Consider the following 19,297-nt stretch of genomic DNA (forward strand, 5'->3'; position numbering starts at 1 on the left):
GCTATCTTAATTTTGATAATTCATTAAAAAGTTCTTTTTCTTTATCCGTGAGCTTTTTTGGTAATTTGATGTTATAAGTTACATACAAATCACCAAATTGTCCTTCTTTTTTATATTTTGGAAAGCCTTTTCCTTTTAGTTTAACTTTTGTTCCGTTTTGAGTCTCTGGTTTAACAGTGAGTTTTGCTTTTCCATCAAAGGTGTTCACTGTAATTGTTCCGCCTAAAATAGCTTTATAGAGATCTAGGTCTATACTTGTATATAAATTATCACCATCGCGTTTAAAGTTTGTAGTGTTAACGATAGAAAATTCAATATATAAATCACCATTAGGACCGGCATTTATGCCTTTTCCGCCATGACCTTTAATTTTTATAATCTGTCCATTTTCAACTCCTGCTGGTATGGTAATTCTAATATTTTTATTATTGACAGTTAAGGTCCGTTTATGTGTTGTATATACATCCTTTAAGTTGAGTTGTAAACTGGCATTGTAGTCTTGCCCTCTAAACTTAACCTGCTGTCTGTGTGAGCCAGAAGATCTCCCACCGAACATAGAACTAAAGAAATCTGAAAAATCTTCTTCGGCATAGCCACCAAGATCATCGCTAGACTGTCTCTGATACTGCTCTTGCTGTTTTGCTTTTTCGTATTCTTCAGCATGTTGCCAATGTTCACCATATTCGTCATATTTTTTACGATTTTCAGTGTTACTCAGTACTTCGTTAGCTTCATTTATTTCCTTAAATCGTTTTTCAGCAACTTTATCATTCGGATTTAAATCTGGGTGAAATTTACGCGCAAGTTTGCGATAGGCTTTTTTTATTTCCTTATCCGATGCATTTTTAGGAACACCAAGTACCTTATAATAATCTATAAATGCCATTACTGTTTATTATGTGTTTTACTGTACTGTTTGAGTATTTGTTTTAGACTTTCTAAATAATCTTCCATAACTTTCATGGTCATTTCCGAATCACCTTCTGACGGTATAGTTATAGGGTTTTCGTCTAATGTTGCATAGAGCTCTGGGTAATTAACTTCTATGCTAAGTGTAAGTCTTGTTATTTGGTCCTCTATGTCCTGTAGTGTTTTCATAGTATCAATTTTAAAATATAGACTAAAATTAGCTTTAAAGCCTGTTATTAGAAATGATTTATATCATTCTGAATATGCTTATGACAATATTCTGCCATCCTCCATGGTTATAATTCGATCTGTTTTTTTTGCAAAGTCCTCATCATGAGTTACGATAAGAAGAGATAAACCTTTATGATCACTTAGTTCATTAAAGATATTAAAAACATTTTCGGCATTATGGCTATCTAAATTCCCCGTAGGTTCATCACCCATAATAATTGAAGGGTTATTTATAAGTGCCCTAGCTATGGCAACACGTTGTTTTTCTCCTCCTGAAACACGAGATGCACGCTTTAGCGCTAGATGCTCAATATGAAGCATTTTTAATTTCTCCATGGCATCATATTCAATTTCTTTTAGTGATTTTTCTGAAAGTTTTTTAGCAGGAAGCATCACGTTTTCCAAGACTGAAAACTCAGATAATAAGTAATGAAACTGAAAAACAAACCCTATATGCTTATTCCGTAGGTAAGAGAGATGAGCTCTATCTTGCCCTGTAATTAACTGATTGTTGAGAAATAACTGACCGTCATAATCCGTGTCCATGGTTGACAAAATGTAGAGTAGTGTAGATTTACCACATCCAGATTTTCCCATAATAGATGCAAACTCTCCTTGTTTCACATTAAAATTAATGTCTTTTAAGACGTGAAAGAGCACAGGTTTTTTAAAGTACTTGTTGATATGTTTAGCTTCTAGGACGATACTCATATTACTGACCTCTTATAATTTTTACAGGATCTATTTTCTTTGCTTTTTTAGAAGGTAAATAACCCGCTAGGAACGTTGAAAACATGGCAAATGAAAACCCAATGACAAAGAATAACGGATTCATATTAATTGGGTAGGTCTTAACTGTTGGTAAGGCTTCAGTCTGAAATGGAATGGTGTCAATTAAACTTGCCAGACCAAACCCAATAATTAAACCTAATACACCACCAATAAAGCCTATGATCATTGCCTGACTCATAAAAATTAACTGTACATCTCTTCCCGAAAAACCTGTTGCTTTTAAGATGGCGATGTCATTCATCTTTTCATAAATAAGCATGTTTAATATATTATAGATACCAAAACCGGCTACGATAAGTAGCGTTATAGACACAGCATAAGTAATTAGATTTCGAATGGTTGTGCCAGTTTCAAATTGTGCATTTGCCGTTTTAATGTCAATAGCAGTAAGATTAAATTGTTGTTCAATCCTTTTAGCTAAAGGAACAGCTTGTTCTATATCATATAATTTTACATTGATGTCTGTGATATAATTGTTGGCTTTACCTAATACTTTTTGAACGGTTTTAATAGTTGTAAAACTCTGAATGGCATCTAAATCTGCAATACCACTTTGATAAATACCAACTATTTTAAGTGGAAATATGCCACCATTTATTGGACTAACCTGTATACGGTCACCAACTTTTAATGACATTTTTTCTGCCATACCAATTCCTAATAAAATACTGTTATTTGTATTTTGAAGTGCCTCTGCAGAACCTTCAACAATATAATCTCCCATATTAAAAAGCTTAGCTTCATCAACAGGATTAATGCCTGTAAGATTTCCTCCTAATTCTATAGAACCTGCGATGTAAAATATTTGCGTTTTAATTTGAGGAACTGCACCACGTACATGTGTGTTGGATTCTAAATATTCAATTATTGGTAATGCATTATGAATTTTAGCCTGACTTATTTTAGGTTTAATGGAGTGAACGATATTAAGACCTTCTTCAACATTTTGAAGTAAAGAAATGGGTTGTTTTTTAGATGGTGCAATTTCGTTGTAAACATGAATGTGCGGTGTTTGGTTTAGGATTAAATTATCTAGCATACCATTTAAACCGGTCATAAAACATACCAATGTAATGTAAGATCCAATCCCAAAAGTTACACCTAAGGCTGCTGTAGCTGTTTGCTTTATTTTAGTAAGCAAATGTGTTTTAGCGATGTTTAGTATGACGTTCCAATTTACCATTATTCAGGAGGGTAAATGTGTGTGTTTTTATCTATGCCGGAAAGTATTTCTACATATTCCATATTTTGAAGTCCAGTTGTAACGGTTACTATTCCATCTTTAGTTTTAACCCTATTTTTATCAATAAGATAAGATTTTGGTATGGTGAGGCTATTTTCTTTTTTAGCTATAACTATGTTAGCTTCCCCTGATAATCCTGGATATAAGACTTCTGGTGGATTTTTAAATACAGCTTCAACTAAAAAGGTTTGATTACGTTCATCTTTTTTAGGATAAATTTTAGTGATTTTACCCTTAAATACTTCACCTGTGTAGGCTTCTAATGTTATAAGTACAGCCTGTTTTTTATTGATTTTTACAATATCGACTTCATCCACTAGAAGTTCTACAATAAAATTAGTACGACTACCTATTGACGCTAAAGGCTCCATGGAATTTACTATCTCACCTGGTTCTTTGTAGATGGCGTAAATCTTTCCATCTATCTTGCTTTTAACCGTAAAATCTTTGGTTGCAATTAAAGAGGATTTATAATTGTTCTGGGCTTGTTTTACTGCTGTAAGAAGTTCGTTTTTTGTTCTATTATATTTACTTTCTAGTAATTTTAAGTTGTTTTGTGATAATTCATAGTTCATTTTTTTCACATCATACTCAGCCCTAGAACCTATATTTTGTTTCCAAAGATTTTGTTGCCTAAAAAAGTTTATGGAATCGTTTTTAAATTTAAGTTTTGCTGATGCTATTTCGTTCACAATACTTTCTAAAATAGTAGCGCTGCCATTGTAATTCTCTCTTGCAAGATTTAATGCAAACTTTGCATTTTGAGAATTCAATTGAGGTGTATTGTTAATGATTTGTATTAAAGGCTGTCCGTCTGTAACCAACAACCCTTCATCTACCAATATTTTGTCAATAAGACCAGCGACACTTGCATATGCCTGATATAAACTATCTGGTTGCACAGTAGCCGATGAATATACTGATTCTGTTATACTTCTTTCAACCGGAAGAATTTTATCTTGTTTTTCTGAGCACGAAAAAAATATGATAAATAAGGAAAAAGCATGATGTATTTTCATTCACTTGAGTTTAGTTTTATCACGGACCATTTTCCGTTTTCGTCCTTTTTAGCAACGAGATTTTCAGAAATTCTCTTTGATGTTATTTTAGGTGGATTTCTTAAAAAATCTTTGTCTAATGCCACATAAACTCCTTTTGGGTTAATGTAGTTTTCTATCTCACCTGCTGTATTAATAACAACTTCTACATATTTGTAATACACTATGTTTTTCTCTAAGGCTACATTTTCTCCTGCATCCTCTTTAATTAATTCTAAGGCCAAAGCTTTCCCATAACTAAAATTTGTAGCATTAAGAAAACGAGGCTCAATTATGGTATTGCCAGTAATATCAATATATCCAAAATAAGAAATACCTTCTTTTCTTTCTTTTATTAGACATCTTCCAGAATAAAATATTGGATAGCTACCATCAGCAGTTTGTGTAAGTACTAAATCGTCTCTAAAGTCTACCATAATGTCACCATTATTATTAATAAATGCCCATTGGTCGTTTTTTTTAACAGCGGCAACACCATCATAGAATGGCGAAATAAAATCGACTGCATCAATTTGTTGTGCTGTATTTAAAATAGGAAGACAAACGATTGCTAAAAATATAAATAGTGCTCTTTTCATGATCTTAATCATTTAAGGATTAGAAAATCAAAAGTAACTACAAGGTTTTTTCTATGAAATGATATTGGTCAGACTATCTCATTTTTCAAAAGCAAATTAATTAGATTGAATAATATTTATAATATCATTTTTTTGTAAAACACCAGATTGTCTCCAGACTTGTTTTCCATTTTTAAACAAAAGCATTGTCGGTACACCACGCACCTGATATTTCGCAGCTAAAGGTTGATTCTTATCAACATCAATTTTTACAATTTTTACGTCATCGCCTAACTCTTCTTTAACTTCTTTCAATATAGGTGCTAACATTTTGCAAGGACCACACCAGTCCGCAAAAAAGTCTACTAAAACAGGTGTCTTTGAGTTGATAATGGTGTTAAAACTACTTTTCATTACTGTATTTTTTAAGTTCAAGATCTAGCTTTGCAAGGAGAATAACCTCAGATTTGTTTTGTCCAGAGAAACTAGCGGTAATTTCAGCGGCGGTTTTTAATATAAGCTTATTAATGTTATTGTTAAATAACGATTGATGAGATTCCATATACTCTAAAAAGCTTTTAAAACAAGTTTCTGCATTGTACTCATTATCTTTTTGTAGCCATCTAAATGTATCTACAATGGCTTGTTTTGAATTGTTGTCAAAATTTTTCAATAGTATCCATTTTTTATTCACAATTTCTATAAGCTTATTTAACTCTTCAGCTCTTACAGAATTATCAATTGCTGCAAAGGCGAAGAAGAGTTTTCCAAGATTTTGGTAGAACTGAATGACCATGTTAGATTCTTGATTCACAACTTCATATATTTAGCCTTAAAAATACAGGGTTTTCAATTCTGATAATATGATATTAATCAGCAAAAAACAGATAGACTTATTGTATCTTTTAACCTAGTAAAGAATACCGATTTAGATTGCTTTTTTTCTTTTAAAATTTAATCATTCACCATGCTAAGGCAAGACCAAGAGATATTTAATATACTGCTGGAAGCAATTTCCGAAGGCGTTATTATTGTTGATGATCATCAGCAAATTATGGAATTAAATACTGTCGCCGAGCGCATATTTGGTTACAAGAAGAGTGAACTTCTGCATAAAGATTTAAGTTTACTTGTACCAGATAATTACAGACATAACCACTCTAAACATTTCAAAAATTTTGCAAAAAAAGGGGAGAAGCGTAAAATGGGAGAAGCTTCTGATATTTATGGATTGAAGAAAACCGGTGATGTTATTGATATTGAGGTAGAACTAAATCCATTTTCTATTTATAACAAAACCTATGTTATGGCATTGGTGAAGGACGTATCTCAGCTCAAAGAAACTGAGAAAAATTTAATGCTAAAAAGTAGTGCCTTACAATCTGCTAGTAACGGAATTATTATTACAGATGCTTTAAAACCAGACAATCCAATTATTTATTTCAATGCAGCATTTCAGAGGTTAACAGGATATTCTAAAAAGGAAATTCTTAATCACAATTGTAGATTTTTACAAGGTAAAGATAGAGACCAGGAACCTTTAAAAATTCTTAGAGAAGCTATTAACAGTAGTGAAAGCTGTCAGGTTACATTACGTAACTATAAGAAAGATGGTACACTATTTTGGAACGACTTGTACATTATGCCAATAATAAATGATAAAGGAGTCATAACACACTTTATTGGTATTCAAAATGATGTTACAAAACGAAAAAAAGCTGAAGCAGAACGAAATCATTTAGCCACTATTTTTGATGAATCTTTAAATGAAATTTATGTATTTGATGCCAAAACATTAGAATTTATAAATGTTAATTATGGTGCGCAGAAAAATATTGGTTACACCATTAAGGAATTAAAGAAAATGACTCCATTCGATATAAAACCAAAAGAGAACGAGACTGCTTTTAGAAATATTACCGAAACTTTATTAAATGGTAAAGTTGAAAAAATTGAATTTGAATCCGTTCATCAACGAAAAGACGGTTCAATTTACCCTGTAGATGTACATTTACAACTTTCTAGTTTAGGAGAAAAAGAAGTTTTTGTTGCTATAATACTAGATATTACTGAGCGTAAAAACTATACAGAAAAATTAGAAAAAACAGTTCAGAAACGTACAGAACAGTTAAATGTAGCCTTATCTAAAGAGAAAGAACTTAATGAGTTAAAAACAAAGTTTTTATCGCTTGTTTCTCACGAGTTTAAAACACCTTTAAGCGGTATATTAACCTCTACTGTATTATTGGGTAAATATCAACTTTCTAAAGACCAGGAAAAACGAAATAAACACATAAAAACTATTGCAGATAAGGTTCATTATCTGAATAATATTTTAAATGATTTCCTATCATTAGAGAAATTAGAAACAGGAGATCTCAATTATACCTGTAGTAATTTTAAACTAAGTAAAGTCTTGGACGAAGTGGTGTATAATGCCAACATGATTTTAAAGGATGGACAGTTTATAAATTACCCTGATAATATTGATGATATTTCTTTCAATCAGGATGAGAAAATCGTGGCTTTAATAATTACCAACTTAGTAAATAATGCCATAAAGTATTCTCCAGAACATACTGATATAGACATTAATGTAAAACAGAATAGAACAACAACCACAATAGAAGTTTTAGACAATGGTATTGGCATACCAGATAAAGACCAAAAAAGTATTTTTGAGCGTTACTTTAGAGCAGAGAATGCAATAAACACTCAAGGTACCGGAATTGGATTAAATATTGCGAAATACCATTTAGAAAACTTAGGTGGCACTATCTCTTTTGAGAGTATAGAGAAAGAAGGCACAACCTTTACAATAACTATTCCTAATACCGCTAAACTATGAAGACCATATTACTGATAGAAGATGATATTGTTTTAAGAGAAAATACTGCAGAAATTTTAGAGTTATCAGGCTATAAGGTGTTAACAGCATCTAATGGGAAAAGTGGTATCATGACTACTAAAAAGCATCTGCCAGATATTATTGTCTGCGACATTATGATGCCAGAAATTGATGGCTATGAAACCTTGAAAATTTTATCAAAAGACAAAAAGACAAAACATATTCCTTTTATCTTCTTATCTGCAAAAACAGAACATAATGACGTTAGAAAGGGTATGAATTTAGGTGCTGATGACTATATCACTAAACCATTTAGTGAAGATGAGCTAATTAGTGCAATAGAAAGTAGATTGGCAAAAGCAGAAATTTTAAAAGAATCTTTAGGTTCAGTCATTCAACCTCAAGAAGTCGGAAGACATGATGAAATAAAAACACTAAATGATTTAAAGATTTTTTTCGATGATTATGGTGTAGAATTTAGTTTTGAAAAAGAAGAAATTATCTACAGGGAAGGTGACCATTCAAATTACATTTATTTAATTAATAAAGGTACCGTAAAGTGCTATAAAATTGATGTCCAAGGTAAAGAATTGGTCACTGCGTTATACAAAGAAGATGATCTCTTTGGATACACTTCTTTTACAAATAACAAGCCACATAAAGAAACAGCCACAGCCATAGAAGCTACAGAATTGATGGGAATATCTACTATTGAGTTTAATAAAATATTAGACAATAACCACAAGGTGGCCATGGATCTCATTCAGTTATTATCTGATGATCTCCTGGTTATAAAAAATCAGTTATTAGAAATGGCCTATGGTTCTGTAAATAGAAAAACAGCTGCCACCATTTTAAAATTTGCAGAAAAAATAAATCGCAAACCAGACGATCCTATAAATATCTCACGTAGCGATCTAGCCAGTGTTGCTGGTATAGCTACGGAAACTTTAATACGTGCTTTAACAACATTTAAGAAAGATGGCATCATTAAAAGTGATGGTAGAAACATTAAAGTCATGGATCTGGAACGTTTAAAACAAATGAACTAGTTAAAAGAGTCATTTCAAAATGACCAATATCATTTTCAAATTGTAACGTTAACAATACATTTGTCATTGTAAAGATGTTGTTCGATGAAAAATATATTACTACCTACTGATTTTTCAGAAAATTCATGGAACGCTATAAAATATGCTATCCATTTTTTTGAAAATCAAGATTGTAACTTTTATATGTTACATGTAATTAGACTTAATAATCTGGTTGCTAATGATACTCCTTTGGTTTTAAATGGAGGAGTAGTGGAAGATGTCTACGTTAAACCAACCAAGGTAAAGCTAAGAGAACTACTTAAACGAGTCTCTAAATTATCTATCAAATCTAAAAATCATCATTTCTACACGCTAACGGATTATAGTTTTTTCATAGAATCTATTCGTAAAACAGTAGAGGAAAAACAGATAGATTGTATTGTCATGGGTACTAAAGGTGCTACAGGTTTGGAAAAGATTATTTTGGGAACTAATACTGCAGATATTATTACTAAAGTAAAGTGTAATACCTTTGCAATTCCAGAGAATGCAGAATTTAGATTACCTGAGGAAGTGGCATTTCCAACAGACTTTTCATTGTCACATAATCTTCAGCTGCTAAAACCTGTTTCTGATATAATTGAACGGTTTAAGTCCTCATTAAGAATAGTTCATATCAACAAAGCAAAACCAGAATTGAATAAAGATCAGTTAAAAAATAAAGAGTTGTTAGAAGATTATTTTATTAATGAGGATTATAGTTTTCATTTTCTATCAAATAAACGAGTAGAAGATGCTGTACAATGTTTTGTAGAAAGCAGAAACACAGATTTAATCTGTATGGTAGCAAAAAATCTAAACTACTTCCAGCAAATCTTGTTTCATTCTAAGGTAGAGAAAATTAGCTATCATACAGATGTACCTTTTTTAGTCTTACACGAAAAAAATAAATATTATGGATAATTCAATTTTTTTTGGCCAAGTTTTGGGGTTGGTACCTTATTATTTTCTTTTTAATACTTAGTCTCAACCCAAAACGTATTAAGCAGATTTTTAATGATTTAAAAGATGAGAAATTCTTAATCATTTCTGCTTTTATAGCTATTATCATTGGTCTTCTTAATATTATTTTTCATAATATCTGGGAGCCTAATTACAAGCTAATAATTACGCTGCTTGGTTGGTTCTCTTTATTTATAGGATTGGCATTATTCGTCTTGCCTAAGCGAACTGTAAATTGGTTAGAGATACTTAATGTTAAGTTGGTACAGGTTATTTATATGCTGTTATTCTTTGTTGGTATTTACTTACTCAATATGGCTTATGGTATTGTATTACTATAAATATTAGCTAAGAGTGATATATATCATTTTATAAACAATACCTTCTTATTACATTTAGAACAGTATTCAATGATGACTATTTGAAAATGGGGGTTTTCTATTAGTTTTGCAATTAATTTTTGAAAGAAGCCAAACAATAGTTTGGCTTCTTTTTTTTGTTTCAACGTAATTCTAAAAAATTATGTAAATATCGCAGCATCTGATATTTATCATAGTTTAAATCTGTAATGAGATGTATTTTTAAATCAAATGAAAATACAATGTCATGAGAAAAATATTAGTGCCTACGGACTTTTCGGATAATGCAATGAATGCTCTAAAGTATGCCTTAGAGTTATTTAAATATGATAAAAGCGAGTTCTTTATAATGCATGCCTTCCAAGATGAAATTTATAAAGATGATGATTTATTGACCAAAGAGACTTTAGATGAGGTTACTAATATTATTGGAAATAGATCTCAACTAAAATTAGAAAGTATTTTAAAATATTTAAAGAAGCTATCTCCAAACCCTAGACACACGTATCATATTATTTCTTCTAATACTATGCTTATTGATGAAGCAGATAAAATTGTAGATGAAGAGAATATAGACATTGTTGTTATGGGTACACGTGGCGAAACAAATGATAGAAAATTAACTTTTGGTAGCCATACATTACAAGTATTAAAATACGTACAGTGTCCAGTATTGGCAATACCAGAAAATTACAAGGGTATACAACCAAGACATATTGTATTTGCAACCAATTATTTAATACCCTACAAACGAAGAGAACTTAAATTATTATGCGAATTAGCAGCTTCATACAGAGCAGCCATTGATGTGCTTTATATTTCTAAAACAGATAAACTTTCATTGAGACAAGAGAATAATAAAGACTTTATGCAGACAGAGTTATGTAAAAACCATCTCAATTTTAAAACCGTAAATAATAAAAGCTTTACCGATGCCATTTATACCTACATTAAGGAGAATAGTGTGGATATGTTAGTAATGGTAAATACACGACATTCGTTTTTAGAAAATTTACTTTTTCAATCTAAAATTGACAAAGTAGGTCTGAATATAAATATTCCATTTTTAGCATTACAAAATATTAGACGCTATTAAATAACTTAAAACTTATGACTATGAAAAGAGTATTATTACCAACAGATTTTTCTAAAAACTCATGGAATGCAATTAAATATGCATTGCAATTGTTTAAAAATGAAAAATGCACATTTACCTTATTAAATACATATACTCCAATAATTTATCAGTTTGAGTATATGCAAGCGAGTTCACCGCAACTTCAAGTTATGGAAGCGGTTAAAGAAACTTCAAAGAATAAATTAAATGATCTAGTTAAACGTATAGAAGAAGAGTTTCCTAATCCAAATCATATTTTTTCCAAAATATCAACTTTTAATACACTTACTGCGGAAATAAATGAATTGTACCATGGCAATACCATGGATCTAATCATTATGGGTACCAAAGGTGCTTCGGGAGTTAAGGAAGTATTGTTAGGTTCTAATACGGTTCATGTGCTTAATAAAGCCAAATGTCCTGTATTAGCAATTCCAAGTGATTTTGAGTTTGAAACTCCACATGAGTTATTATTTCCATCAGATTATGAAGTTAATTTTGAAGACAAACACATTCAGCCGATAATAGATATTGCAAATCTTTATAATATTCGTGTTAATATAATGCATGTGTATTACGGAGAAGAATTAACTGAAGCTCAGGAGCAAAACAGAAAAAAGTTAGAGGCTTATTTTAAAGGTATTGCGCATTTGTTTCATAATATAAAGAACCAAAATATTACAGAAGCGATTACACAATTTCAGATGAAAGCACGTATTAATCTATTGGTGATGATCAACAATAAGCATTCCTTCTTCGAAAACTTATTCTTTAAATCAGCAATTAAACAAATTGGTTTTCATTTGAATGTGCCATTTTTAGTAATTCCCTCAAGACTATAGGTTTATACTGATTAATATCATTTCATACGCTAAATCTTAGTCTTAAATTTCTAGTATAATAAAAGATTTTTAGCCATGAGAAAAAATATATTATTACCGACAGATTTTTCGGATAATGCTTGGTGTGCGGCAGTATATGCACTAAAATTATATGCAGAAGAAGAATGTAATTTTTATTTTTTGCATTCCAGTAAAATGAAGGCCTCAGCAATGTCTAATATGACCAACAAGTTGTTAAATATTATGGCAGATAAGGCTAAGAAAGAATTGTTAGAATTAAAAGAACTAGCAGAATCTTCAGATGCAAATGCTAATCACGAATTCGATATTATTTTAAGTACTGAAGCCATGGATGACGCTATTGAGAGAGCCATTCAAAAGCATAAAATAAATCTTATAGTAATGGGTACTAAAGGAGCTACACGTGCAAAAGAAATCTTCTTTGGTAGCAATACGGTGAAGATTATAAAGCACACTAAATCTTGTCCTATTTTCTTAATTCCACACGAATTTGATTTTGAAGAACCAAAGCAGATCGCATTTCCAACAGATTTTAATAGATTCTATGGAGAGGAATTATTACCACTTAAACGTTTGGCAGATTTATACAATTCTAAAATTAGAGTAGTTCATATTAATGAAGAAGAAAACCTAAATCATAAGCAAAATTATAATTTAGCAATGCTTAAGACCTATCTAGAGAATTATCCGCACTCTTTCCATTGGATGCCCGATTATACAAAGAAAGCAAATGCGATAATAGATTTTATTGAAGAACTCAATATCAACATATTGGTAATGATTAATTACGAGCACAGCTTTATTGAAAGTATAATACATGAACCTGTTATAAAGAAAATCGGATTCCATGCAACAGTACCATTTTTTGTAATTCCATCTATGAAGGAGTAATTAAAACAAGTATCAGTACAAATAAATCATAACATCATGAGACATAAAGTATTACTACCAACAGATTTCTCAGATAACGCTTGGCATGCTATTAATTATGCCACAGAGTTGTACAAAGACCAAGAAACAGACTTTTATATCCTTAATGTCTTTTCTGCTACTGGGAATGTTATGGAAAGTCTAATGAATTTAGATCCAGGAAGTGAGCTTTACGAAACCAAAAAATGGGATTCGGAAAACGGCTTAGCAAAAGTCTTGGAAAAACTCATATTACGAGGTACAAGTGATGCGAAACATCAATTTAAGACCATCTCCACATTCAACAATACAATTGACGCTATTAAATTGGTAGTGGATAAAAAGGATATTGATATGATTATAATGGGAACAAAAGGAGAAACTTACTCAAGAGCGACTGCTTTTGGTAGCACTGCAATCTATGTTATGGAAAAAGTGCGTAATTGTCCTGTAATTGTCGTGCCAAATAAAGCAGAACTAAAACTACCAAAAGAAATAGTTTTTCCCACAGGATTTAAAACCTATTATAAACGAAGAGAGCTCATTTACCTTACAGAGATAGCCAAGAAGAGTGATGCAACTATAGTTGTATTATATGTAGAAGAATCAGAGACATTATCAGAATCTCAAAAGGAAAACAAAGCACTTCTAGAAGATATTTTACAAGACACAAAATATAAATTTCAAACGCTTTCTAATAATTCAGTAATCACGGCTGTAAATATATTTGTAGAAAGTAGAGATAGTGATATGGTAGCTTTTATAAATAGAAAGCACACGTTTTTTGGAAGTATACTTACCAATCCTATGGTAAAAGAAATATCCTTTCATCTCAATGTGCCCATATTAGCGATGCATGACTTAAGAAACTAAAAAAATAATATTATGAAACATACAGGAGTCTGGATAGACAATGATAAGGCTTATATAGTCGAAGTAGAGAATGGTTCTGAAAAACTAACAACGGTAAAATCTAATATAGAGCGTTTTAAAGCTAAAGGTGGATCTGGTCAGCGATTTAAAAGCGGACCACAAGATGTTATAAAAGATAGTAAATATCTGGAGCGCGAAAAGCATCAACTAAAACAATATTTTGAAGATGTAGTTGCGAAAATTAAAGACACCAATGCATTGGTGATTTTTGGACCAGCAGGTACAAATCAAAAATTTAGTAAAGAATTGAATACTAATTACAATACGCTTGCGTCTAAAATTAAAGATGTTGTTAAAGCTGATAGTATGACAGATAATCAAATAAAGGCTTGGGTAAAAGATTACTTTAAGTTGAATTAATCCTTTAACAATGTTTATTAGTTAGTTTAAAACTGCCAGGATAAATTTTGTTTTGGCAGTTTTTTTAAATCAATAGTTATGGAAAATGAGAGTATCGATATTACAAAATCATCTGGTGAGCGTGTTAAATTTTCACTTTCTAAGCTTCGTACATCATTAAAGCGAACAGGTGCAGATAAAAAGACTATTGATCAAATTATTGATAAGGTGAGAGATGAGCTTTATCAAGGTATCTCAACAAAAGAGATTTATAACAGAGCTTTTGCGTTACTCAAAAAAAAGAAGAGTTATTTCGCTTCAAAATACAAGCTAAAAAAAGCTATTTATGAGCTGGGACCTACTGGTTTTCCGTTTGAGCGCTTTGTAGGAGCTATATTAAAATATTCTGGCTATAAGGTTAAGATTGGTCCTATTTTACAAGGTAAGTGTGTCACCCACGAAATAGATGTGGTAGCTCATAAAGGAAAAGAAACTACAATAATTGAATGTAAATTTCATGGCGAACAAGGCATCAATTGTAATGTAAAAGTGCCTCTGTATATTCATTCGCGCTATGAGGATGTAAAAGCACATTGGAATGCAAACAAAAAAAACGGAACCTCCTTAACTCAAGGTTGGGTAGTTACAAATACAAGATTTTCAGAAGATGCAATTCAATACAGTAATTGTTGTGGTCTTTATTTATTGAGCTGGGATTATCCAGAAAATAATGCACTTAAAGATAGAATTGATCGTCTTGGTTTATACCCAATAACAGTTTCAACATTGCTTACCGCAAGAGAAAAACAGTTTTTATTGAGTAGAAATGTAGTACTCTGTAGGGAATTAATTCACGATAAGTTTTATTTAGATCATTTAGGTGTTTCAGAAGTAAGAAAAGAAAAGATTCTAAATGAAATTTCACAACTGTGTACAATGCAAAATCACTAGCTATGGATAATTTTATTAAAGTTAATTTTTTAGGCGCATCAGGAGTGGTGACAGGTTCAAAATTTTTAATTGAAACCTCTGAAAAAAACATACTTATTGATTGTGGTATGTTTCAAGGACTAAAAGAATTACGAGAATTAAACTGGGAAAACCTTCCAGTACAAGTAGAAATAATTGATGTGGTGCTTTTAACGCATGGACATTTAGATCATGTCGGTTATTTACCGAGGCTGTTTAAGCAAGGTTTTAGAGGAAAAATTATTGGTACGGCACCAACTTTGGCTATAGCTGAAATTATTCTAAAAGATAGTGCCAAAATACACGAGGAAGAAGCAGAAAAAGCAAATAAAGAGAAATACACTAAGCATAAGCCCGCGTTACCTTTTTACACCGTTAAGGAATCTGAGAATACTATAAAATTGTTTCATGTAGATATAGAAGATAAATGGTTACAGTTATCTGAGCATATCTCATACAGATTTCAATACAATGGTCACATCATAGGTGCTACGTTTATAGAGCTAGATATTAATGGCAAACGACTTGTTTTTTCAGGTGATATCGGTAGACGAGATGATTATCTGCTCAATGATCCTAAAATGCCAGAGTGGGCAGACTTTCTATTCGTAGAGTCTACCTATGGGAATAAGTTGCATCCTAAAGAAGATGCAGAAGAGGTCCTAACTGAGATTATAAATGAAACCGTTCGTAAAAAAGGAAATTTAATAATTCCAAGCTTTGCTGTAGAACGACTACAGACACTGATGTATATTCTGTGGAAATTATATAAAAAACGAAAAATTCCAAATATTCCAATTTTTATAGACAGTCCAATGGGTAATAATGTATTAGAAGTATTTAAGCAGTTTCCTGGATGGCATAAATTATCCACAGAAGAGTATAACGCCATGTGTAACCATGTTACTATTGTACAATCTTACAGAGAAACCTGGGAAACTGTCGACGACCCAAGATCTAAAATTGTAATAGCTGGCAGTGGAATGGTAACAGGTGGCCGTGTATTAACCTATTTAAAGCAGTTAATAGATGAGCCTTCTACAACAGTTTTATTGGTAGGGTATCAAGCAGAAGGTACTCGTGGTAGACAATTACAAGACGGAGTGCATGAAATTCGATTTTTTGGAAAATACTATCCAGTAAAAGCAACCATAAAAAATATAGAAAGTTTATCTGCACATGCAGATCAAGATGATTTAATCCATTGGATGAGTCGAATCAAGAATATACCAGAGCGTGTGTATTTAATTCATGGTGAACCAAACGCCTTAGATGCAATTAGAGTTAAAATTGAGGCCACTTATGGTTGGTATGTAAGAATACCTAAGCTTACGGATGTTGACAAATTGATACTTTAAAAATTTATTAATCTATGCCTAAACTGATTAATATCATTTCAAAACTTACAGAGCCTGAGTAAATTAGAAACATAAATTAAGTTTAACAACAAAAATTTAAAACTATGTCACTTATTAAATTTAACAACAGAAACCGTTTGTTCCCTTCGTGGACAAATGATAGCTTAAAAAACTTTTTAAGCAGCGACGATTTTTTCAATAATGATTTTTTTTGAAGAAGATAGCTTAATGCCTGCAATGAACGTTAAAGAACACGATAATGATTTTGAAATTGAGTTTGCAGCTCCAGGTTTTAATAAGAAAGATTTTGAGGTAACTATTGACGATAATGTTCTCAATGTATGCGGGGAGAAAAAGCATGAAGTAGAAGAAAAAGAAGAGGATTATACACTTAAGGAGTTTAGCTACAATTCTTTTAAAAGATCATTGACATTACCTAAAACTGTAAACACAGATCAGAAAGTTAAAGCCACTTACAAAGATGGTATACTTAAATTGAATCTTCAAAAAAAAGAAGAAGCTAAAGCACAGCAACCTAAAAAGGTTGAGGTTATCTAAAAATCACTCACTAAAAGCAGAGTATAAATTAATGTTATTATACTCTGCTTTTTTCAAAATTTTTTATCATGAAAACAATACATACTAATGCAAGACATACCGAATGGTTAAGTGCAGATGAAATGCACTATGAGTCTAAAAACTGGATATCAGAATTAGAATTCTGTAAAGAAGAACAATTATTTTTTGAGGACTTAATTAAATCTTATACACTTCCTATTCTAGATAATAATCATTTTGAAGAAAGTAAAGCCTTAATTAATAAGCTTTCCAAAATTCTTAAACAAACACAGACATTAATAAATGCGGTAAAATCGCACGAAAAGGAATTATCTATTATGGTAGATGGAGTAGATCAAATTAAAGAAGAAACAGCATATAGAAAGGAACACCGTAACTTAATTGAGCTTATTAGCGAATTTAAAAAGCGTTATCAAACTATTAAAACCAAACTTTTTGATCTCATAAAATTAGTAATGCAAGAAAATAAGCAGAAGCATCTTATAGATAAAAGATAAATAAACTCATCATGAAGTATTTTTATACAATACTATTGGCTTTTCTATTAATTAACTGCTCTTCAACACAGCTGATAGACCAATGGAAAAATCCAGATATAACAACCTATGCTCCAGCGAAAGTACTCGTGGTAGGACTAACATCTAATATTGCTGCCAGACAAAAATTTGAAGATAAACTCAAAGAACAATTAGAAATGAGAGGTGCTGAGGTACACACAAGTATAGCGTATTTTAAACCAACCTTTAAAACAGAGAAATTAACAGAAAAAGAATTGTCAAAACTAGAAAAAGACCTTATTAATGATGGTTTTGATACGATTATTTTTTCAAAGGTTGTTGGTGTAGAAGACAAAATAGCTTACACTAAAAATTTTGATGTTTATGATGAGACTTTTGTAAGATTTAAAGAAGATTACCTTCGCTATCAGGATGTTTTTTACAACCCAGATTATTATGAAGAGTATACAATATATCATGCAGAAACAGGTATGTACTGCATTTGTCCTACTAAAGATAGAGAACTCATATGGAAGGGTTATGTAGATATTGTAGATCCACAATCTATAGAATCTTCAGCAAGTGATTATGTAGAATTGATTATTGCAGTATTAGAAGAACAGCAATTAGTAAATTTTAAGGCATTAGAACCAATTGATGACGAAATAGATTAATTGGAAATAGTGCCTTTTATTACAATTATAAAACTAATCAATCTAAATACAATACCTAAATTATAGATGACTAGACACATCAAAAAAGGCAATCTGGTCTATTTTGAATACATTTATTAAGCTTTCATTTTGAATTGGTCTTCTAACTATATCCTAAGAATGAAATACGAGTAATGGTACTCTCAGTTTATTGCTGATTTTCGTAGTTGGAGAGCCAATGAAGAACCGTTCAAAAAGACTCTCTTCCTGAACCAGTAGCGTTGTTATTTGAATATTATTAATCTGAACATAAGAATCTACAACTTGTGGCATAGGTATGTCAGTGACCATATGATACTCAAAATCTAAATCCGTTAGAAGTGTATCAATATTTTGTTTGTCTTTTTCCTGTTCAACAGCGTCTTCATTATTTGGGTTGACTCTAACCATATGCAGTTTTTTGCCAAACCGTTTTGTAAAATTCAATACAGCAGTAAATGCATCACCACTAAGCGCGTCATATAAATCTAGTGGTAATAAAACCTGATTGGGTGCTCGGTATTCAAAATCCTCGGGTATAACTAGAGTTGGGCAATACACCTTTCGTATTACGTTGATGGTATTACTACCAAATACTACTTCTTTAGCACCTGTAATACCATTAGTTCCCATTACTATGAGTTCTATTTGTTTTAAATCTACTACTTGTTTTATAGCGTCTGTGAATACGTCGTGATCGATTAGCATTTCAAACTCAAAATCTTCATGTTTAGATTTAGATTTAAGATTCTTCAAAAGTGTTTTTAATTGGGTCTTGGACTTTTTAACTAAAGAATCATATATACTTTTAGTTCCTCCTGCCATTAAATCATCACTTAAATATGTATTTGAGAGTTCTACATGAAACAAATAGAAATTGCAAATGCTTCCACTGAATAGCTTTAAGGCGTAGTTAATGGCATTTATTGAATTATCTGAAAAGTCTGTGAGTAGAAGAATATTTTTCATAACTGTATCTTTTGCCTATGTAAAGTACTATAGATTCAT

Annotated in this window: 23 protein-coding genes; 14 read left to right on the top strand and 9 right to left on the bottom strand. The window is 31.3% G+C overall.

Features of this window, described 5'->3' with window-relative positions; genetic code table 11:
- Position 1: 1 nt before the first annotated feature.
- The 8 genes from ACTG3Y_RS07420 to ACTG3Y_RS07455 form a co-directional block, all read right to left on the bottom strand.
- Positions 2-886, bottom strand: a complete 885-nt coding sequence (locus ACTG3Y_RS07420; RefSeq protein WP_439152290.1) for a DnaJ C-terminal domain-containing protein — start codon at positions 884-886, stop codon at positions 2-4.
- Positions 886-1,098 (bottom strand): hypothetical protein, encoded by a 213-nt coding sequence (locus tag ACTG3Y_RS07425; RefSeq protein ID WP_439152291.1) that lies wholly within the window; start codon positions 1,096-1,098, stop codon positions 886-888. Before ACTG3Y_RS07425 ends, ACTG3Y_RS07420 begins: the two co-directional genes overlap by 1 nt.
- A gap of 78 nt (positions 1,099-1,176) precedes the next feature.
- Positions 1,177-1,851, bottom strand: a complete 675-nt coding sequence (locus ACTG3Y_RS07430; protein WP_439152292.1) for an ABC transporter ATP-binding protein — start codon at positions 1,849-1,851, stop codon at positions 1,177-1,179.
- 1 nt (position 1,852) lies between these two features.
- Positions 1,853-3,115 carry an ABC transporter permease gene (locus ACTG3Y_RS07435; RefSeq protein ID WP_439152293.1) on the bottom strand — a complete coding sequence of 421 codons (1,263 nt, stop codon included), beginning with the start codon at positions 3,113-3,115 and terminating at the stop codon, positions 1,853-1,855.
- Positions 3,115-4,194, bottom strand: coding sequence for an efflux RND transporter periplasmic adaptor subunit (locus ACTG3Y_RS07440; RefSeq protein WP_439152294.1), 1,080 nt, complete (start codon positions 4,192-4,194; stop codon positions 3,115-3,117). The genes ACTG3Y_RS07435 and ACTG3Y_RS07440 overlap by 1 nt, the downstream gene beginning before the upstream one ends.
- Positions 4,191-4,811: a WG repeat-containing protein gene (locus ACTG3Y_RS07445; RefSeq protein ID WP_439152295.1), complete on the bottom strand. Its 621-nt coding sequence runs from the start codon at positions 4,809-4,811 to the stop codon at positions 4,191-4,193. Before ACTG3Y_RS07445 ends, ACTG3Y_RS07440 begins: the two co-directional genes overlap by 4 nt.
- A gap of 96 nt (positions 4,812-4,907) precedes the next feature.
- Positions 4,908-5,204 (bottom strand): thioredoxin, encoded by a 297-nt coding sequence (gene trxA, locus ACTG3Y_RS07450; protein WP_439152296.1) that lies wholly within the window; start codon positions 5,202-5,204, stop codon positions 4,908-4,910.
- A complete protein-coding gene (locus tag ACTG3Y_RS07455; RefSeq protein WP_439152297.1) occupies positions 5,194-5,604 on the bottom strand; it encodes a hypothetical protein in 411 nt (136 codons plus the stop codon). Before ACTG3Y_RS07455 ends, trxA begins: the two co-directional genes overlap by 11 nt.
- A gap of 153 nt (positions 5,605-5,757) precedes the next feature.
- On the opposite strand from ACTG3Y_RS07455, the gene ACTG3Y_RS07460 reads away from it, so the two are divergent.
- The 14 genes from ACTG3Y_RS07460 (at position 5,758) to ACTG3Y_RS07525 (ending at position 18,271) form a co-directional block, all read left to right on the top strand.
- Positions 5,758-7,638, top strand: a complete 1,881-nt coding sequence (locus ACTG3Y_RS07460) for a PAS domain S-box protein (RefSeq protein WP_439152298.1) — start codon at positions 5,758-5,760, stop codon at positions 7,636-7,638.
- Entirely contained in the window at positions 7,635-8,690 is a 1,056-nt protein-coding gene (locus ACTG3Y_RS07465) for a response regulator (protein ID WP_439152299.1), read from the top strand. Before ACTG3Y_RS07460 ends, ACTG3Y_RS07465 begins: the two co-directional genes overlap by 4 nt.
- Before the next feature lie 84 nt (positions 8,691-8,774).
- On the top strand, positions 8,775-9,635 hold the full coding sequence (locus tag ACTG3Y_RS07470; protein ID WP_439152300.1) for a universal stress protein: 861 nt from the start codon (positions 8,775-8,777) through the stop codon (positions 9,633-9,635).
- An 11-nt stretch (positions 9,636-9,646) separates the two neighbouring features.
- A complete protein-coding gene (locus ACTG3Y_RS07475) occupies positions 9,647-10,015 on the top strand; it encodes a hypothetical protein (RefSeq protein WP_439152301.1) in 369 nt (122 codons plus the stop codon).
- 265 nt (positions 10,016-10,280) lie between these two features.
- Positions 10,281-11,129: a universal stress protein gene (locus tag ACTG3Y_RS07480; protein ID WP_439152302.1), complete on the top strand. Its 849-nt coding sequence runs from the start codon at positions 10,281-10,283 to the stop codon at positions 11,127-11,129.
- A gap of 20 nt (positions 11,130-11,149) precedes the next feature.
- Entirely contained in the window at positions 11,150-11,992 is an 843-nt protein-coding gene (locus ACTG3Y_RS07485) for a universal stress protein (protein ID WP_439152303.1), read from the top strand.
- A gap of 75 nt (positions 11,993-12,067) precedes the next feature.
- Positions 12,068-12,904, top strand: a complete 837-nt coding sequence (locus ACTG3Y_RS07490) for a universal stress protein (protein ID WP_439152304.1) — start codon at positions 12,068-12,070, stop codon at positions 12,902-12,904.
- A 36-nt stretch (positions 12,905-12,940) separates the two neighbouring features.
- The gene (locus ACTG3Y_RS07495) at positions 12,941-13,795 is read left to right on the top strand and encodes a universal stress protein (protein ID WP_439152305.1); all 855 of its coding nucleotides are present in this window, start codon (positions 12,941-12,943) and stop codon (positions 13,793-13,795) included.
- Between the two features lie 12 nt (positions 13,796-13,807).
- Complete coding sequence (locus ACTG3Y_RS07500; protein WP_439152306.1) at positions 13,808-14,215, top strand: hypothetical protein; 408 nt, start codon at positions 13,808-13,810, stop codon at positions 14,213-14,215.
- Positions 14,216-14,293: 78 nt separating this feature from the next.
- Complete coding sequence (locus ACTG3Y_RS07505; RefSeq protein WP_439152307.1) at positions 14,294-15,145, top strand: ATP cone domain-containing protein; 852 nt, start codon at positions 14,294-14,296, stop codon at positions 15,143-15,145.
- 2 nt (positions 15,146-15,147) lie between these two features.
- Positions 15,148-16,521, top strand: coding sequence for an MBL fold metallo-hydrolase RNA specificity domain-containing protein (locus tag ACTG3Y_RS07510; protein WP_439152308.1), 1,374 nt, complete (start codon positions 15,148-15,150; stop codon positions 16,519-16,521).
- A gap of 201 nt (positions 16,522-16,722) precedes the next feature.
- Positions 16,723-17,079, top strand: coding sequence for an Hsp20/alpha crystallin family protein (locus ACTG3Y_RS07515; protein WP_439152309.1), 357 nt, complete (start codon positions 16,723-16,725; stop codon positions 17,077-17,079).
- 68 nt (positions 17,080-17,147) lie between these two features.
- Positions 17,148-17,597: a hypothetical protein gene (locus ACTG3Y_RS07520; RefSeq protein WP_439152310.1), complete on the top strand. Its 450-nt coding sequence runs from the start codon at positions 17,148-17,150 to the stop codon at positions 17,595-17,597.
- A gap of 11 nt (positions 17,598-17,608) precedes the next feature.
- The gene (locus ACTG3Y_RS07525) at positions 17,609-18,271 is read left to right on the top strand and encodes a hypothetical protein (RefSeq protein WP_439152311.1); all 663 of its coding nucleotides are present in this window, start codon (positions 17,609-17,611) and stop codon (positions 18,269-18,271) included.
- Positions 18,272-18,424: 153 nt separating this feature from the next.
- Here the strand turns inward: ACTG3Y_RS07525 and ACTG3Y_RS07530 are convergent, their stop codons facing one another.
- Positions 18,425-19,258 carry a universal stress protein gene (locus ACTG3Y_RS07530; protein ID WP_439152312.1) on the bottom strand — a complete coding sequence of 278 codons (834 nt, stop codon included), beginning with the start codon at positions 19,256-19,258 and terminating at the stop codon, positions 18,425-18,427.
- Positions 19,259-19,297: the final 39 nt, after the last annotated feature.

This window comes from Winogradskyella sp., from assembly GCF_965656915.1.
Taxonomy (GTDB): Bacteria; Bacteroidota; Bacteroidia; order Flavobacteriales; family Flavobacteriaceae; genus Winogradskyella.

Excerpts from the sequence above, each read along its gene's own strand:
- ACTG3Y_RS07495 (WP_439152305.1), top strand. The coding sequence starts at position 12,941 with ATGAGACATAAAGTATTACTACCAACAGATTTCTCAGATAACGCTTGG.
- ACTG3Y_RS07525 (WP_439152311.1), top strand. The coding sequence starts at position 17,609 with ATGAAGTATTTTTATACAATACTATTGGCTTTTCTATTAATTAACTGC.
- ACTG3Y_RS07435 (WP_439152293.1), bottom strand. The coding sequence starts at position 3,115 with ATGGTAAATTGGAACGTCATACTAAACATCGCTAAAACACATTTGCTT.
- ACTG3Y_RS07530 (WP_439152312.1), bottom strand. The coding sequence starts at position 19,258 with ATGAAAAATATTCTTCTACTCACAGACTTTTCAGATAATTCAATAAAT.
- ACTG3Y_RS07490 (WP_439152304.1), top strand. The coding sequence starts at position 12,068 with ATGAGAAAAAATATATTATTACCGACAGATTTTTCGGATAATGCTTGG.
- ACTG3Y_RS07460 (WP_439152298.1), top strand. The coding sequence starts at position 5,758 with ATGCTAAGGCAAGACCAAGAGATATTTAATATACTGCTGGAAGCAATT.
- ACTG3Y_RS07440 (WP_439152294.1), bottom strand. The coding sequence starts at position 4,194 with ATGAAAATACATCATGCTTTTTCCTTATTTATCATATTTTTTTCGTGC.
- trxA (WP_439152296.1), bottom strand. The coding sequence starts at position 5,204 with ATGAAAAGTAGTTTTAACACCATTATCAACTCAAAGACACCTGTTTTA.
- ACTG3Y_RS07425 (WP_439152291.1), bottom strand. The coding sequence starts at position 1,098 with ATGAAAACACTACAGGACATAGAGGACCAAATAACAAGACTTACACTT.
- ACTG3Y_RS07505 (WP_439152307.1), top strand. The coding sequence starts at position 14,294 with ATGGAAAATGAGAGTATCGATATTACAAAATCATCTGGTGAGCGTGTT.
- ACTG3Y_RS07520 (WP_439152310.1), top strand. The coding sequence starts at position 17,148 with ATGAAAACAATACATACTAATGCAAGACATACCGAATGGTTAAGTGCA.
- ACTG3Y_RS07480 (WP_439152302.1), top strand. The coding sequence starts at position 10,281 with ATGAGAAAAATATTAGTGCCTACGGACTTTTCGGATAATGCAATGAAT.
- ACTG3Y_RS07515 (WP_439152309.1), top strand. The coding sequence starts at position 16,723 with ATGATTTTTTTTGAAGAAGATAGCTTAATGCCTGCAATGAACGTTAAA.
- ACTG3Y_RS07470 (WP_439152300.1), top strand. The coding sequence starts at position 8,775 with ATGAAAAATATATTACTACCTACTGATTTTTCAGAAAATTCATGGAAC.
- ACTG3Y_RS07445 (WP_439152295.1), bottom strand. The coding sequence starts at position 4,811 with ATGAAAAGAGCACTATTTATATTTTTAGCAATCGTTTGTCTTCCTATT.
- ACTG3Y_RS07465 (WP_439152299.1), top strand. The coding sequence starts at position 7,635 with ATGAAGACCATATTACTGATAGAAGATGATATTGTTTTAAGAGAAAAT.
- ACTG3Y_RS07500 (WP_439152306.1), top strand. The coding sequence starts at position 13,808 with ATGAAACATACAGGAGTCTGGATAGACAATGATAAGGCTTATATAGTC.
- ACTG3Y_RS07420 (WP_439152290.1), bottom strand. The coding sequence starts at position 886 with ATGGCATTTATAGATTATTATAAGGTACTTGGTGTTCCTAAAAATGCA.
- ACTG3Y_RS07430 (WP_439152292.1), bottom strand. The coding sequence starts at position 1,851 with ATGAGTATCGTCCTAGAAGCTAAACATATCAACAAGTACTTTAAAAAA.
- ACTG3Y_RS07485 (WP_439152303.1), top strand. The coding sequence starts at position 11,150 with ATGAAAAGAGTATTATTACCAACAGATTTTTCTAAAAACTCATGGAAT.
- ACTG3Y_RS07510 (WP_439152308.1), top strand. The coding sequence starts at position 15,148 with ATGGATAATTTTATTAAAGTTAATTTTTTAGGCGCATCAGGAGTGGTG.